Here is a 15621-nt window from a genome sequence, read left to right on the forward strand (position 1 = left end):
TGGAGAGGGAGTGCCTGTGACCGGACAGACGTGGACGCCTGCCCCGAAGAAGGGCATCATCCCTCTTCACCCGCTGTCGTTCGGGATGCTCCTGGGGAAGGCCTTCGCGGCACTGCGACACAACCCCAAAGTGCTCTTCGGGTTCGCCGTCGTCATCCAGCTCATCGTGGTCGTCGTCACCGCTGTGGTGATGGGCGTGGTCCTCTTCACCACGTTCAGCCGCCTGGAGACCGTCTCCCCCTCTTCTCCGGACTTCGAGGCGGTGATGGCGGGCACCATCGCGGTGAACGTCATCGCCGGACTGGCCGTCGGTGTCGCCTCGATCGCCTTCACGGCCATGATGCAGGGGGTCGTCGCCGCGGAGATCGGGTACGCCGCGATCGGTGTGAAGGCCACGCTGCGGATGCTGTGGCGGCGGATGGCGCCCGCCTTCTGGAGACTCGCCGGTTTCGCCTCTCTCTCGGTCGCCGCCGTGTTCGGTCTCTTCATCATCGCCGCCGTCATCATCGCGGGCTTCGTCGCCGGAGGCCTCGGGGGGAGCATGGAGATGGTCGGCGTCGTCGTGCTCGTGGTGATCCTGATCGTGCTCGCCTGCATCCCCCTCGCGGTGTGGCTCACCACGAAGCTGCTGCTCGTGCCGTCGATCCTGGTCCTGGAGCGTGCCCGTTTCCGTGACGCCTTCGTCCGCTCCTGGCGGCTCACCCGCGGGCGGTTCTGGGTCGCGTTCGGCGTGACATTCCTGATCAGCGCGATCATGGGCATCGCGGCACAGGTGGTGAGCGTGCCGGCGACGTTGCTGGGATCGCTCCTCGGCTCCGTCGTCGCCCCCACCGGCGCAGCGGATCCGAGCGCTGTCGTGGCATTCGTCGTGACCCTGATCGCTCCCCAGATCCTGCTCCTGGTCATCCAGGCGATCACGCTCGTGGTGCAGAGCACCGGAGCCGCGCTCGTCTACCTGGACTGCCGGATGCGCTACGAGGGCCTGGATCAGACGTTGATCGCCTATGTGGAGCGCCGCGACCTCGGATGGACCGATGAGCAGCAGGAGGATCCGTTCCGCGTCGATCCCTCACGCGCGGTGACATCGGCTCCTCCGCCCCGCCAGGTTCCGGAACACGTGATGATGTCCCAGGGATACGCATACCCTCCGTCTCCGGCGACGCCCTATCCGACGCCTCCGTACCCGACGCAGGGATACCCGACGCAGCCGGCACACCCGACGCAGCCGATGCAGCCGGCGGCAGGAGCATTCCCGCCGCCGCCACCACCCGCGGTGCCCGCCCCCGGAGACGCTCCGGCCGACAGCGGCTGGACAGCACCCGGCTCCGACGGCGCCGCATGATCCGACGCTTCGACGATCTCTTCGTGCCCGATGGCGACGAGGCTCGACGCTGGGCGGAGGAAGAGCTCTCCAACCCGCGCTACGCGGACGCGAAGCCCACCTGGTTCGATCTGGTGGCCCGCGACATCGGCCGCTTCCTCGCCGATCTGTTCAGCCCGGACAACGGTGCGAACGTCGGTCCGTCCGCCCTCATCATCGTCAGCGTCATCATCGCGGCTGCTCTGATCGCCGCCCTCATCATCTGGGGACGGCCGCGCAGTTCGAGGTCGATCAGGCGGGCGCACGGAGACCTCCTTGGTGCGGCGGACGACCGCACCGCAGCACAGCTGAGATCGGATGCCGAGCGCGCCGCACGCGAAGGCGACTGGGACTCCGCGACCGTCCTGCGCTATCGCGCCATCGCCCGCAGCCTGCGGGAACGCGATCTGATCGATCCGGCACCCGGCGCGACCGCTCAAGGGATCGCCCGCGAGGCCAGCACGGTGTTCTCGGACGAGGCCGAGGCGATGCGACGCGCCGCCCTCACCTTCGACGATGTCCGCTATCTCGGACATCACGCGACGGCGGAGGCGTATCGGGATCTCGTCGACACCGACGATCGGATCCGCGGACGCCGCCTGGAAGTGGTGCCAGCGTGAGCATCACAGACAGCGAGCGCACGCCCCTGCTCCCCGCCGCCTCCGACGCCGAACCGCTCTCCACCGCCGAACGCCGCCCGAGTCGCGCGAAGTCCATCATCGGCTGGGCCATCGTCGCGGCGCTCGTGCTGATCGTCACGGTGGTGGGTCTTCGCGTAGCCGCGACGGCACCCGGTGCGCGCGGAGCCCTCGACCCCGAGGCCCGCGACGATGCCGGCGCACTCGCGCTCGCGAACATCCTGCGCGATCAGGGCGTCGAGGTCGACGTCCATCGGTCACGAGTCGAGGCCCGCGCGGCGATCGACGCCGACACCACACTGGTCATGGCCAACCCCTACACGCTCACCGACGAAGCACTCGCGACGCTCACCGAACCCGCGGAGCGCGTGGTGTTCCTGTCCACGAGCACGCATCTGCTGAACGAGCTCCGCATCGGCGACAACGCGCCGGGCACATCGTCGGCCGTGAGCGCGGAGTGCGATGTCGCGGAGTTCGCGAAGGTCGGCACGATCCGCGCCGACCGTCTCTTCGCCGCCGCAGACGGCGTGCAGGCCTGCTTCGGGGATGACGAGGGCGCAGCCGTCCTCGTCGATCGTCGCACCAGTCCTCAGCGCACCGTGGTGGAGGGATCGAGGCTCTTCGGCAACGCCTACCTCGCCGAGAACGGGAATGCGGCCCTCGGACTCGCCCTGCTCGGTCAGACCGACCGCATCGTCTGGTATGTCCCCAGCTTCGCGGACTCCGACATCGAAGCCGAGCCGGTCGACACGCTGGGCAGCCTCACGCCCCCGTGGGTGACGCCCGCCATCCTGCTGCTGATCGCGGTGGGGGTCGCGACGGCGATCTGGCGCGGCCAGCGGTTCGGTCCCCTCGTCGCCGAGACGCTGCCGGTCACCGTGCGAGCCTCGGAGACGATGCAGGGACGCGCACGTCTCACGGCCAGAGCCGCGGACTCCGCACACGCCGCGCAGGCGCTCCGCGACGGCACTCGGCGACGTCTCGCCCGTCGGCTCGGACTCGCCGTCCACGCCGACGCGGATGAGGTCGCCGACGCGGCATCGGATCGGCTGCGGGTCCCGCGCGGCACGCTCCAGGTACTGCTGGCCGGGCCCCCGCCCGAGGACGACGCCGCCCTGATCGAACTCGCCAGACGCCTCGACCAGCTCGAGACAGCGGTGGACGAGACCGCCCGCACCGACACGACCGCCCATCCCCGAGAAGCAGAGGGAAACACGTGACCCCTGAGAACCATCCCACCGATGACGCCACGCTGCGTCAGGCCATGCACCGGGTGCGCACGGAAGTCGACAAGGCCGTGGTCGGCCAGGCCGGCACCGTCACCGGTTTGCTCGTCTCCTTGCTCGCTCGCGGACATGTGCTGCTCGAGGGTGTGCCCGGTGTCGCGAAGACGCTGGTCGTGCGCTCCTTCGCGCGGGCACTCGGCCTCGACACCAAGCGCGTGCAGTTCACTCCGGACCTGATGCCCGGCGACGTGACCGGCTCCCTGGTCTACGACGCACGCACCGGCGAGTTCGACTTCCGAGCCGGTCCCGTGTTCACCAACATCCTGCTAGCGGACGAGATCAACCGCACGCCGCCGAAGACCCAGGCTGCACTCCTCGAAGCCATGGAGGAGCGCCAGGTGTCGGCGGACGGGGTCAGTCGCCCCCTCCCCGACCCGTTCCTCGTCGCAGCGACTCAGAACCCGATCGAGCACGAGGGCACCTACTCGCTGCCGGAAGCACAGCTGGATCGCTTCCTGATGAAGCTCGTCGTCGGGATGCCGGAGCGCGACGCGGAGGTCTCGGTGCTGCGTCGGCACGCCTCGGGCTTCTCCCCCAGAGAGCTCACCGGAGTGGAGGCGGTGGTCACCGCCGAGGAGATCCGAGCGGCGCAGCACGCTGCTGCCGCGGTCGAGGTGACCGACGACGTCCTCGGCTACGTCGTCGATCTCGCCCGAGCGACCCGCCAGTCGCCCTCGGTCGAGCTCGGTGCCAGCCCCCGCGCCTCCACCGGACTGCTCGCCGCAGCGAAGGCCTGGGCCTGGCTCAACGCGTCTTCGGCGGTCACGCCCGATCATGTGCAGACGATGCTGGTCCCGGTGTGGCGCCATCGTCTCCAGCTGCGCCCCGATGCGCAGATGGAAGGCGTATCCGCCGATGCGGTGCTGACCTCGGTGGTGCAGCAGACCAGGGTGCCGATCTAGGTGTTCATCACCGGTCGCCTCGCCGTCGCCATCGCCGCCGGTGTCGTCCCGCTCGTCATCGCCGGGCTCGCGGGCTATCCGGCGTACGCGGTGCTCGGCGCCTGGATCGCTCTGTGCCTGCTGCTCGTCGCCGTCGACGTCGCCCTCGCCGCGAGTCCTCGCTCCGTCACCGTGAGCCGCCGGCTGCCCGCACGCGCGCGGCTCGGCGAGCCGGTCCCGGTGAGCGTCGCGGTGCACAACCACGGCAACAGGGCACTGAACGCGACGCTCCGCGACGCATGGCAGCCGACAGCGGGCGCTCCGCTCGACCGGCAGCGTCTGCACATCGCTCCTGGCGAACGCGGCCGGGTCGCCATTCCGCTCCTCCCCCGCCGCCGCGGAGAACTCGTGAGCGAGTTCGTGATGCTGCGTTCGCGCGGGCCCCTCGGCATCGCCGGTCGACAGGCCCGGCACGTCGTCCGCGGGGCGATCAGAGTGCTCCCGGCGTTCTCCTCCCGCAAGCATCTTCCGTCGCGACTCGCCCGGCTGCGCGAGCTGGACGGCAACACGAGCATCCAGGTGCGCGGTCAGGGCACCGAGTTCGACTCCTTGCGGGAGTACGTGCGCGGAGACGACGTGCGTTCGATCGATTGGAGGGCGACGGCTCGCGCCGGGACCACCATGCTGCGGACCTGGCGGCCGGAGCGGGATCGCCACGTCGTCATCATCATCGACACGGGACGCACGGCTGCCGCACGTGTCGGGGACGGCACCCGCGTGGATGCCTCACTGGAGGCTGCGCTGCTGCTGGCGGCACTCGCCTCCCGCGCGGGTGATCATGTGCACCTCCTGATGTATGACAGGGTGGTCCGCGCGCGGGTGACGGGCGTCGACGGCGCCGCGCTGCTGCTGGCACTCACCGACGCCATGGCTCCGGTGCACGCTCGGCTGGTCGACACGGACTGGCACGGCGCGTTCACCGCCGTCCGCACGCTCACCACACGCCCCTCGCTCATCGTGGCTCTGACCGCGCAGGATGCCGCCGAGTCGGCGCGCGGATTCCTCGGTGCCTTCCCGAGCGCGTCACGCGCGACCACCGTGCTGGTCGGCTCCGTGACCGATGACGGCATCTCCGCGCTCGCGCGCCGACGCGACTCCCGGGAGGACGTGTACCTCGCAGCAGCGGCCGAGAGGACCCTCCGCGATGCGGAGAACGTCGCCGATGCGATCCGCAGGGCGGGCGGAGAGGCGATCGCCGCCGATCCGGAGGAGCTTCCTCCCCGGATCGCCGACCGCTATCTGGAGCTGAAAGCGGCTGGTCGGCTCTGAACCCCCGTCCACGATGAGATGTGGCGGCTCACCGTCTGTCAGCCCGCCACCAGACGCGGCGTACCCGCTTCGTACTCGACGAGGTCTCCCGTCTCACCCTGGCGGTGCGCGCGCCCGCCGATGACGAGCATGTAGATCAGGAACACGGCGAGTGCCGCGCCTCCGATACCGATCTTGACCGGCCACGGCAGTGCCCAACCGGTGACGAAACCTTCGACGAGCCCCGCGAGGAACAGGGCGAAGACCAGACCGATCGCCACGGTCGCGAGCGCTCGGCCCTGCTCGGCGAGCGCTTCACCTCGCGTGCGTCGCCCCGGCGCCACCCAGGCCCAGAACACGTGCAGACCTGCGGCGGCCGCCACGAAGATACAGGTCATCTCGAGCATCCCGTGCGGAAGGATGTACAGCACCATCAGGTCGGCCTTGTCGTGGACGGCCATCACCGCGCCGGTGGTCCCGAGACCCATCGCGTTCTGCACGAGCATGTAGACCGGCCAGATCCCCGTGACGCCGAAGAGCACGCACTGCATCGCGATCCAGGCGTTGTTCGTCCAGACCATGCCCATGAACACGGCGGCGGGGTTCTCGGTGTAGTAGCCCGTGAAGCTCTCGTCCGCATACTGCTCGAGTGCGGACGGCGAGCCCAGAGTCGCCACGAGCGCGGGATCGCTCGCGATCCAGGCCGCGGTGCCGACGGCGACCGCGATGAAGGAGATCGCGATGACCAGGGTCGTCCAACGCAGGCGATACAGCGCAGCGGGAAGCTGCAGGCGGAAGAAGCGTCCGGTCTGCGTGAGGATGCTGTCCGATGCACCGGTCAGACGCAGGCGTGCACGGACCAGGATGGTCGACAGGTAGGCACCCTGCGGCGAATCGCCGACCGAGGTCTTGAGCTCAGCCAGGTCGGCGGAGGCGGCGCGGTATCGGACGATGAGCTCGTCGACCCCGTCCCCGTCGAGACGGGCGCGACTGAGTTGGTCCAGCCGCTCCCATTCGGCGCGGCGTGCATCTGTCAGCGCATCGGCATCCACCTGATTTACTGTACTCATGTCCACCCCGATCGATGCTGCAGACGAGGTGCTCTCCGGCGAGGCCGTGGCGATCGACGTGCAGCCCATCGGCTTCCTGCTCCGAGCGCTCGGCGCCGCGATCGACATGCTCCTCGGATACGCCGTGTTCCTCCTGTGGATCTTCCTGCGCATCTGGCTGCTCGACGCCGGCGTGCTCGACGAGACGACGGATCGGATCGCCGTGGTCTCGGCCTTCGTGGTGAGCTTCGTGGTGCTGCCGATCACGATGGAGGTCGCCCTGAAGGGACGCAGCCTCGGCAAGCTCGCGGTCGGCGGGCGCATCGTGCGCGTGGACGGAGGCGCCGCGGGGTTCCGACACGCCTTCATCCGCGCCCTCCTCGGCGTGCTGGAGATCTACATGACCTTCGGCGGTGTGGCGGTGCTCACCGGCGCGTTCAACGCGCGATCGCAGCGCCTGGGCGACCTGGTCGCCGGCACCTACAGTCAGCGCGTGCGCACCCCCGCTCTCGTCGCGCACGTACCCGTGCTTCCTCCGTCGTTGGGCGGCTGGGCCCAGATCGCCGACGTCGCTCGGCTCCCCGACCGGCTCGCGCGGCGCATCTCCCAGTTCCTGCAGAGCGCCCCCCGCATGATTCCTGCGGCACGGGCACGTGTCGCGCTCGATCTGCTGACCGAGGCGACCCCCTTCGTCTCGCCGCTGCCTCCGGCTCCGCCGGAGCAGGCGCTGATCGGGATCACCGTCCTGCGCCGGGAACGCGAACGCCGGGCACTGGAGAACTCCGACCGTCGCGCCGAACGGCTCACCGGGCGGCGCGTCGGCGTCTGAACGGCGCCGGTCACCGCGGCGTCCTCCGCACCTTCACGCGTGCGTCAGAAGCGGATCGCGTCGATCACCTTGACACGGAGAGCGACCAGCGCGGGGATGAACCCGGACACCGCACCGACGATGACCGACGCGAGGAGGCCGATGAGCGCCGCGCGCATCGGGAAGGGCGGGATGTCCTGGATCCCGTAGAACATCGACGTGATGATCCACTCCGAGCGCAGCACCGCGACGACGATCGCGATCCCGATCACTCCCGCGACCGTGGTGGCCACGAGGCTCTCCAGGAACACCGCGAAGAAGACCCGCCCCGAGCTGGCACCGAAAGCGCGCCTGACCCCGATCTCCCGAACGCGTTGACGCATCGCCACGAGCTGGATGTTGATCAGGCTGAGCGCCCCGAGGGCGAGGATCAGGGCCGCGATACCACCGGTGACCATCTCGAACGTCGCCTGCGCATCCAGAGCCCCCGGCTGCGCAGCCCAGTCGGACCTGCTCACCGACACCGTCTGGCCCTCGGGCAGCCCCGCCCTGAGGTCCATCGCGAGCACCGGCGCGATCCGATCCACCTGGCCGGTCCCCATCCAGATCTCGTACTGCGTCCACGCATCGGTCGGGAGCGCATCCACGCGGGCACGGTAGGAGTCGTACAGCACATCGACGCGCATCTCCTCGTCGCCCATCCCCTGGCGCGGAGTGATGCCGATCACCTGGTACGTCCCGCCGGCCGGGCCGCCGAGCGTCACGGTCGGGTGCTGCGACAACGGCACACGCCCCAGCCGGTCCCACAGGGGCTCCGTGATGACGACGGGCGGGGCCATCGCCTCGCTGTCGGAATCGAGGAACCACCGCCCTTCCAGGAGGCGCTCGCGATGGATCTGCGAGAACGCGGGATCCATGACGCGGGCCGGAACCTGCACGATCCCGTCGGGCAGCTGGACGTCGAGCATCACGCCCTGGGAGATGCGCGCCGTGTGGCTGAACCCGAAGCGCTCGGACACGCGGTCGAAGCGGGCATCGAACTCGTCGGCGTCGACGGGCGTGCCGTCGTCGCTGTTGACCGCGACGACGACGGTGGCCGCTCGTCCGCCCCACCGGTCGGACTGCTCGGCTTGGAACTGTCGCTGGTACTCGGAGATCGCGACGACCGCGGTGAGCGCGCCCACGGACACGGCGATCCCGATGAGGCTGAGCAGCACGCGCAGCTTGTGCACCCGGATCTCGGCCCAGGCGTCGGAGAGGGCGCCGAGGAAACCGGTCATGCGACCACCTCCGGTGCGGCTGAGGGCACGGGGGCGGCGAGGGTCGACGCCTCGAAGGCGCGGCTGAGGTCGGCGATCTCCAAGCGTCCGGCATCGAGTCGGTAGTGGCGCCGCGCCCGCGCAGCGACATGGAGATCGTGCGTGATGGTCACCAGTGCCGCGTCGGTCTCCGTCGCCACTTCGTCGAGCAGCGACATGACCGACGCCCCGGTGTCGATATCGAGGGCTCCGGTGGGCTCGTCCGCGAGGATCAGGACCGGTCTGCGGACGAGAGCCCTCGCGATGGCGACACGCTGCTGCTCACCGCCGGAGAGCTTGTCGGCGATCTGGTCGACGCGATGCCCCAGACCGACGCGCTCGAGCATGTCGGCCGCGATCTGGCGACGGTTCCAGAACATCCGCCCCTTCGCGTGCCCGAGCGGCATCATCACGTTGTCGATCGCCGTACGCCCCGGCAGGAGGTTGAACTGCTGGAACACGAAACCGACGTTGTCGCCGCGAAGGCGGTCGAGGCGACCGGAGCGCATCCGGCGCACCTCCCGACCTTCGAACGCGACGGAGCCGGAGGTGGGCGCATCCAACATCCCCAGGATGTTGAGCAGCGTCGATTTCCCCGACCCCGAGCGACCCACGATGGAGACGTGGTCCCCCGCTCCGACCTCGAGGGTGACGCCCCGAAGGATCTCTAGGCGCGAGTCATCGGCGAGCAGGACGCTCTTGGAGACGTCGTCGAGCGCGACCAGGCTCACCAGCTGGTCCCGGTGTCGCACTGCTCCACTCCCGGGGAGACCTCATAGCAGAACTCCTCGACCGGCGCGACGAAGCCGGGCACGAACTGACGGATGGTGTCGCCCTCCGCCAGGCCCTCCGTCACCTCGACCATGACGCCGTCGTTGACGCCGAGAGTCACCGCCCGCTCCTCGGGGTCGGAGCCGTCACCGGCGTCGACCCAGACCTTCCCCGACCCCGCACCGCCCTGGACGGCGGTGACCGGGATCACCAGCGCGTCATCCACCTGGCCGAGAGCGAGATCGATCTTCGCGGGGAGACCTGCGAAGACCGTCTGGTCGACCGGGATCGCGCAGCGCACATTCGCGGTGCCCTCCGCCGTCACCTGGACTCCCACACCGGTGCACGCGAACGGGGCAGGGCCGCCCGTGATGGTGACCGTGGCCTCGGTGGGAGCATTGACGAGCCGGTACAGCTGCACGGGGTCGACGGTGGCGAGCAGGTGGTAGCGCGCTGGCGTGAGCTTGTACGTCTCGGTGCCGACCGTGGTGGCCTGGCCCTTGACGACGGCGAACTCCGACACGTCGCCGGCTTCGGGCGCGAGAACGTCGATGTCCTTGCGCGGCTCCTCCTGACGCACGGTGTACAGCTTCTGCCCCGCGGTCACGGTCGCCCCCTCCCCCACGTGCACGGCGAGGACGGTGCCGTTGAGCTCACCCCGGACGGCGAAGTCGTCGTCGCGCGCCACGTTCCCGCTCAGGCTCAGCGCGTTCACGACCGAACCGCGCTCGACAGCCACGACGGGATCCGTGATCCCGGCCTCCGGACTGACGACGCTCTCCGCGCGGTCGGGGAAGAACGCGATCTTGACGAGAGCCGCGGCGCATGCGCCGAAGACCACGACGAGAAGCAGGGGGAAGATCCAGCGACGCCAGACGATCACGAGTGCCTTTCCGGCCGCGCCGCCCTGGCACGCCTGCGGTCAGCGTATCCAGACTTCGGAATTCAGCGCTCGGCTGTGACCGCGTGTCGATCCGCCGGTGTCAGGCGCGCAGTGCTTCGTGACGAACGACGAGCCACCCGGCGGGCACCGAGAGCCGGTCGGCGTGGGGCGAGCACAGATCATGCGCCTGAGGATCGTTCGCAGCGCCGAGCGGGCCGAGGGCCGCCATCTGATCGCCGTAGTCGTAGGTGAGGGTGGCCACGGCCTCTCGCGCGCAGCCGACCTTCGAGCACAGTCGTCCGTCCATCTCCGCCAGCGTACGGCGCACTCCGACGCGGCGACGGATGCCGCGCCGGGCGAGCCGCCACCGCCTAGACTTTCGTCATGCCTCGTCGACGCGCCACCCCCGCCACCGCCGCTCCTCGGCGCGGTGCGCGGCATGGGCGACATGGTCGCCTGGGCCGCAGCGAGGTCGTGCGTCCGCCGTTGGCTCCTCTCGACGGACGCATCGACCGGTTCGACCTCACGGTCGGCACGGCCGTCGAGTTCCTCCGCGGTACCTGGCCCGAACTGCAGGAAGTCCGGTTCGAGATCGGCGCGATCCCGGGGTTCGACGCGACCGACGAAGTGCCCCGGTGGTATCTCGACCGCGAGAACCGGCGCATCGTGCTGTTCCGACTCCCCATCGAACGGCTCCTGCCCCCTGGGCACGACGATGCCGCGCACCGGCGCATGGCCATCGAGAGCGCGGTCTTCCGGGCAGCGGCCGAGTACGTCGGCCGCGAGCCGTGGGACCTCGGCCACGACCACTGACACCACCACTGACGCCACGACAGTCGTTGCCGGCATGTCGGCCCGAACGCGGTGCGCCGCTCAGGGATAGACCGTGATCGGCTTCTCTCCGCCGGCGCTCGTCTGGATGGGCATCACCGCGATGGCGCCGGGAGCCGTGAGCGCCACCGCAGCGTGCACGGGCGCCGTCGTCTGCATCCGATAGGTCGTACGCCCCGCGACGGCGACCCCGGCGGTCTCGCCTGCCGGGACGACGATCTCCTGCGCTTGCCCCCCGTCCACGGGTTCGAGTGTGACGGTGGCGTCAGCGTCGGACGTGTTGGCGAGCTGCAGTCTGGCCGCCGGACCGGCCGGCACGGCGAACACCACATCGACATCGACCTCAGGAGCCGGCATCACCCAGGCGAAGTCCGAGTCGAGCCCGAATCCGTCCTGCTGTCGGACGGCGGCGATGAGCGGCACGTCCGCTTCCACCTCGACCGTGTACCGACCCGGCTCGAGACCGGACAGGGACACCTGGGACGGGAGATCGGCTTCGAGCGGGACGGTGAACTCATCGGCCAGACCCGCCTCCCCCTCGGCGTGGACCTTGACCTGGACGCGAGCGCCGACGCCCGGCGAGAGAACGCGAAGAACAGTCATCTCGGAGTCGTCGCCGCTGGCCGGGAACGCCTCCACCCCGGTGAACACGAGCTTCTGCTGCGCCCCGGGGACCGAGTCCTGCAGGTCGATGCCCGCGGGATCGAGAACCCGCACCAGCGATGACTGGAGGGCTGCGCGCACCGGGGCTCCCACCGCGCTCACCTTCACCACGGGCACGTCGTTGCCGGTGGTGAATGAGGTGAGGGGAAGGGCCGTCTGCGAGCGCGCGGGGACGATCACCGTTCGCGTGCTCCGCGCGGGTCCGTACACCGACAGCGTGACCGTGGACGGGACATCGGCCGCATTCGTCAGCGTCACGATGTCCTCCGTCCCGGTGTCGATGCTTCCTCCGACGAGCCACGACTCCAATCGCGGCTGACCACACGGCAGGGCGGCGTATCCCGCGAGGTCGTCGGCCGCGATCGTGATCGACTCCGCTCCGGCGATCAGCGGTGCCGTGCGCCCGTCGACCCGCCCTGTGAGCCGTTCCGGTCCCTCGGCCTTCGGCAGATCCGTCACCGCGAGCCGATCCGCTTCCGGAGCTCCCGCGGTACCTCCTGTCGTCAGGGACGGGGAGGCTGCGGGGAGCATGTCCAGCGGGGCCGCGGCGTCGCGCCCGAGTGCACGGAGGTCACCGTTGCAGACGAGGATGCTGTCACCGGGGACCGGTGTGACCTCGACCTGTGCCGGATCGTGCGCGACGACAGGCCACGGGGCGTGCACCGCCGTCGCGACACCGATCACGCACGCGGCGATGACCGCCACGCCCGTGATGACCCTGGCACCGGTCGCGGCGACTCGGAATGCGCGGTTGCCACTGCTCATCGGTCCTCCTCGGTAGAGGTCGGGCGTCGTTCACCGCGGTCCGTCGACGCTTCTGCGCCAGACGAAGACGGCTCGTCGCTGGTCGGCTGGGCGATCGGCGCGAGGGCATCCTCGTTCAGTGCGGGCTCGTCCTGCGGGTCCTCGATCGTCCCCACCGGAGCTTCGTCGATGAGGTCGGCGTCCTCCCTGTGCCTCGGCAGGACGATCGGCTCGTCCGGCACACGACCGACGATCCGGGAGCGGGAGCGTGCGGCGCGGCGCGATGCCCTCGTCGGGATCGACAGCAGGAGGGCGGCGAACACCGCCAGCAGCTGCAGGGTGATCACGAGTCGTGCCGTGCCCTGCTGGGCGGAGGTGAGGGAGGGCTGCTCGGCAGGTTCGGCCTCCAGCCGCCAGAGCACTCCACGGTCGGTGGTCCCCGCGTGCACCAGGCCGGCACGCTGGTCGATCGCTGCGACGGCCTCGGTGCGCAGAGCCCGCGCTTTGTCGCCCTCTCCCCGGACCTGGGCGACGAGCACGTAACTGATGCCCGTCTCGGCGAGGGCACCCGGCGCATCGAAGTCGCGCGCGGAGAGGAGATCCACGGCCAGCGTCGAGATGTCGGCGCCCTGTGGCTCGATGGCTGTGGAGGTCAAGGTCGACTGCGAACCGAGGGTCTCGCTCGCTCCCCACGTCACCTCAGCGGCGAGGCCGCCGTCGTTCTGCGGGGTCAGCACGAGGGTCGCGATCGGGCGATCGCCGGCTGCCTGCGCCGCCACGTACGCCGGCAACGTCGAATCGGGTCCGTTGGTCAGGACCGAACGGCCGGTGTGCTGCGCGCTGAGCGCGGGAACCGCGCACACCGCCAGTGCCACCGCCGCGACGACCGCGGCGGAGATCCGCAGTCGCGGCATGGTGAGAGCGGTGTCCAGGGTGACGACCGCGGCACCGACCACGCCGATCCAGGCCAGGCTGAGCCCTGCCCCTGGCCAGATCGCGACCGGAGTTCCCTGCGCGAAGCTCACGGTGACGCCGACAGCGAGGAAGGCCGTCGCGAGGCCGGATGCAGCGACGACGAGCAGGGTGATCCCCGCACGCCAGCGCGGCGCGACCGCTGCTCCGAGCGCGAGCACGGCGATGGGGGCGCAGAGCAACGGAGCCCATACGGCGATCGACGGCGGGACGATCTCCATCCATCCGGCCAGCGCCGGCGTCGGGAAGCCGCCGGCGAGCGCGAGACGCCCTGCGGCGTCGGCGGCGACCTGCGGGCCCGCCCAGATGAATCCGGGATCGGCCAGCAGTGCCAACGGCGTGCCGTGTGCGAGCTGCCAGAACACGAGCGGCGCGAAGAGGACGATCGTGGGCACCGGCAGCCACAGCAACCGGCCCGCGCCGCGGAACTGCGCGGTTCCCAGCACGATGCCGAGTGCGACGACCCACAGCAGTGCGAGGGCGGGGGCGAGCGAGGGAGCGCAGGCGACGACCGCGGCGAGGAGCAGCGAGGCGCTTCCCGCGGCACCCCAGGAGCGATGCGCGACCACCGCGCTGTGGAAGAGCCACGGGAGCAGGAGGTGTACCAGGACCGCAATCGGGCGCCCGTCGACGAGCGCGGTGAGGAAGGTCGGGGCGAGAGCCCACGCGACTACCGCGAAGATGCGCAGGCCCTCACGGTCGGTCACCCGCGTCGCGGCGAACCAGCCGCCGAGCACGGCGAGCGGGAGCGCGAGGATCCACAGCAGAACCACCGAAAACGAGGGGCCGGCCGGCCAGAGCGAGCCCAGCACCGCCACGACCGACGCGAAGGGGTCGGCAGGGCCGACCAGGTCGAGGGCGACGTCCCGCATCCCCCACGCGGCGTCGCTCCACAGCGCACCCACGGTCTGTCGGAGGGGCAGCAGTGCCCCTCCCCCCAGCGTCGGCCATGCCAGCAGGCTCGTGAAGGAGGCGATGCTGACCACCAGCGCTGCGAGCACGGCCCAGGCGCCGCCCCCCGAGAAGAAGCGCAGTTCGCTGACCGCACCGCCCTCGCTCCCGTGGCCGTCGTCCAGCCGTCGCCGCAACTCCGAAGACGTCACTCGCAGCGGCGCGATGCTGGCCCAGCTGGAGGTGCGGAACGCACGAATCGCTGCGCGCGAGCGCACGACGGCGCCGAACCGAGACATCGCCGTGAGCGCGGCACCCCATTCGGGAAGCACGGCTTCCGGGCGCTTCGCGACGAGATCGGTGATCGAGCGCCACAGCGCGAGGGGCAGCAGGCTGAGCCAGTGCAGAGGTACGGCTGCGGCAGGCGCATAAGCCAGGCGCCGATGGAGCTGGGCCAGCCGGGTGACGAAGGCGCGCCGGAATCGGCCGGACGGCAGCGCGGCAGGACCATCGGGGGATACGGAGACGCGCGCGCCTGGAGCGAGCACGACGCGCCCTCCGCCCAAGCGCGCGCGGACTCCGAGGTCGAGGCCCTCGTCTGCGCCGGCGAGCGCGGGATCCGGCCGCAGGGCATCGCGGACCTCGCCACGGATGAGGAGACCTCGCACGTCCGCACCGAGTGCGTCGTCCGAGCGGTCGTGCTGTCCCTGGTCGAGTTCACCGGCCGCGAGTTCGACCGAGCGTCCGAGAGCGGTCATGCTGACGCCGAGCGACACGATCTCGCGGTCGTTGTCCGAGGCCACGAGCTTGGGAGCGATGATCGCGGCGGAGGGCGAGCGCTCCAGCATCCCGCTCAGGCGCTCGAGTGCCCGCGGGTGCGGCGTGGTGTCCTGAGCGAGCAGCCAGATCGCCGAGCCTTCCGCGACTCGGGGCCTCGCGAGCTCGACGGCCTCGGCGAAGGAGGTGGTGGCGCGCGCTTCGATGATCCCCTCGACGGTGCTCGCGACGGCCTCGCTCTCGCGCACTGACGATGCGTCGCCGCACACGACGAGCGTTACAGCGGCGGCGGGAGTGGTCTGAGCGCGGAGGGCGTCGAGAGTGCGGAGCAGTTGCGCTCGGGAGGACGATCCAGTGCGCGCGACGATGATGGCGTGAACTCGGGCTGGCATGACGTCGTCAGCCTATGCGCGCGACCCCCGACGTCTGCGTACTGGACGCGGCGCGCCCGCGAAGCCACG

The 15621-nt window shown here is 70.4% G+C and carries 14 protein-coding genes; 7 read left to right on the top strand and 7 right to left on the bottom strand.

Features of this window, described 5'->3' with window-relative positions; all coding sequences use genetic code 11:
• The first annotated feature begins 16 nt into the window (after positions 1 to 16).
• From FFS56_RS01955 to FFS56_RS01975, 5 genes are read left to right on the top strand one after another with little or no spacing between them, the layout of a single operon-like run.
• The gene (locus FFS56_RS01955) at positions 17 to 1342 is read left to right on the top strand and encodes a glycerophosphoryl diester phosphodiesterase membrane domain-containing protein (RefSeq protein WP_127012347.1); all 1326 of its coding nucleotides are present in this window, start codon (positions 17 to 19) and stop codon (positions 1340 to 1342) included.
• Positions 1339 to 1980, top strand: a complete 642-nt coding sequence (locus FFS56_RS01960; RefSeq protein ID WP_046749493.1) for a DUF4129 domain-containing protein — start codon at positions 1339 to 1341, stop codon at positions 1978 to 1980. The genes FFS56_RS01955 and FFS56_RS01960 overlap by 4 nt, the downstream gene beginning before the upstream one ends.
• On the top strand, positions 1977 to 3218 hold the full coding sequence (locus FFS56_RS01965) for a DUF4350 domain-containing protein (protein ID WP_137771881.1): 1242 nt from the start codon (positions 1977 to 1979) through the stop codon (positions 3216 to 3218). The genes FFS56_RS01960 and FFS56_RS01965 overlap by 4 nt, the downstream gene beginning before the upstream one ends.
• 44 nt (positions 3219 to 3262) lie before the next feature.
• Positions 3263 to 4186: a MoxR family ATPase gene (locus FFS56_RS01970; protein WP_218867656.1), complete on the top strand. Its 924-nt coding sequence runs from the start codon at positions 3263 to 3265 to the stop codon at positions 4184 to 4186.
• Positions 4187 to 5494: a DUF58 domain-containing protein gene (locus tag FFS56_RS01975; RefSeq protein ID WP_127012349.1), complete on the top strand. Its 1308-nt coding sequence runs from the start codon at positions 4187 to 4189 to the stop codon at positions 5492 to 5494. It begins immediately after the preceding gene.
• Positions 5495 to 5532: 38 nt separating this feature from the next.
• Here the strand turns inward: FFS56_RS01975 and FFS56_RS01980 are convergent, their stop codons facing one another.
• A complete protein-coding gene (locus FFS56_RS01980; protein WP_046749496.1) occupies positions 5533 to 6525 on the bottom strand; it encodes a stage II sporulation protein M in 993 nt (330 codons plus the stop codon).
• A 16-nt stretch (positions 6526 to 6541) separates the two neighbouring features.
• On the opposite strand from FFS56_RS01980, the gene FFS56_RS01985 reads away from it, so the two are divergent.
• Entirely contained in the window at positions 6542 to 7351 is an 810-nt protein-coding gene (locus tag FFS56_RS01985; protein ID WP_046749497.1) for an RDD family protein, read from the top strand.
• A 44-nt stretch (positions 7352 to 7395) separates the two neighbouring features.
• On the opposite strand, the gene FFS56_RS01990 is transcribed toward FFS56_RS01985, so the two are convergent.
• From FFS56_RS01990 to FFS56_RS02005, 4 genes are all read right to left on the bottom strand, one after another.
• Positions 7396 to 8610 carry an ABC transporter permease gene (locus FFS56_RS01990; RefSeq protein WP_046749498.1) on the bottom strand — a complete coding sequence of 405 codons (1215 nt, stop codon included), beginning with the start codon at positions 8608 to 8610 and terminating at the stop codon, positions 7396 to 7398.
• The gene (locus FFS56_RS01995; protein ID WP_197077719.1) at positions 8607 to 9380 is read right to left on the bottom strand and encodes an ABC transporter ATP-binding protein; all 774 of its coding nucleotides are present in this window, start codon (positions 9378 to 9380) and stop codon (positions 8607 to 8609) included. The genes FFS56_RS01990 and FFS56_RS01995 overlap by 4 nt, the downstream gene beginning before the upstream one ends.
• A complete protein-coding gene (locus tag FFS56_RS02000) occupies positions 9356 to 10282 on the bottom strand; it encodes a hypothetical protein (protein ID WP_046749499.1) in 927 nt (308 codons plus the stop codon). The genes FFS56_RS01995 and FFS56_RS02000 overlap by 25 nt, the downstream gene beginning before the upstream one ends.
• A gap of 100 nt (positions 10283 to 10382) precedes the next feature.
• Positions 10383 to 10589, bottom strand: a complete 207-nt coding sequence (locus FFS56_RS02005; protein ID WP_021199833.1) for a DUF3499 family protein — start codon at positions 10587 to 10589, stop codon at positions 10383 to 10385.
• A gap of 77 nt (positions 10590 to 10666) precedes the next feature.
• On the opposite strand from FFS56_RS02005, the gene FFS56_RS02010 reads away from it, so the two are divergent.
• Entirely contained in the window at positions 10667 to 11095 is a 429-nt protein-coding gene (locus tag FFS56_RS02010) for a hypothetical protein (protein WP_233437295.1), read from the top strand.
• Positions 11096 to 11155: 60 nt separating this feature from the next.
• Here FFS56_RS02010 and FFS56_RS02015 read toward each other — a convergent pair whose 3' ends face one another.
• Positions 11156 to 12541 carry a DUF5719 family protein gene (locus tag FFS56_RS02015; protein WP_127012350.1) on the bottom strand — a complete coding sequence of 462 codons (1386 nt, stop codon included), beginning with the start codon at positions 12539 to 12541 and terminating at the stop codon, positions 11156 to 11158.
• On the bottom strand, positions 12538 to 15552 hold the full coding sequence (locus FFS56_RS02020) for a glycosyltransferase (RefSeq protein WP_127012351.1): 3015 nt from the start codon (positions 15550 to 15552) through the stop codon (positions 12538 to 12540). Before FFS56_RS02020 ends, FFS56_RS02015 begins: the two co-directional genes overlap by 4 nt.
• Positions 15553 to 15621 lie beyond the last annotated feature (69 nt).

It is taken from the genome of Microbacterium sp. Beta (genome assembly GCF_005502545.1).
Taxonomy (GTDB): Bacteria; Actinomycetota; Actinomycetes; order Actinomycetales; family Microbacteriaceae; genus Microbacterium; species Microbacterium oxydans.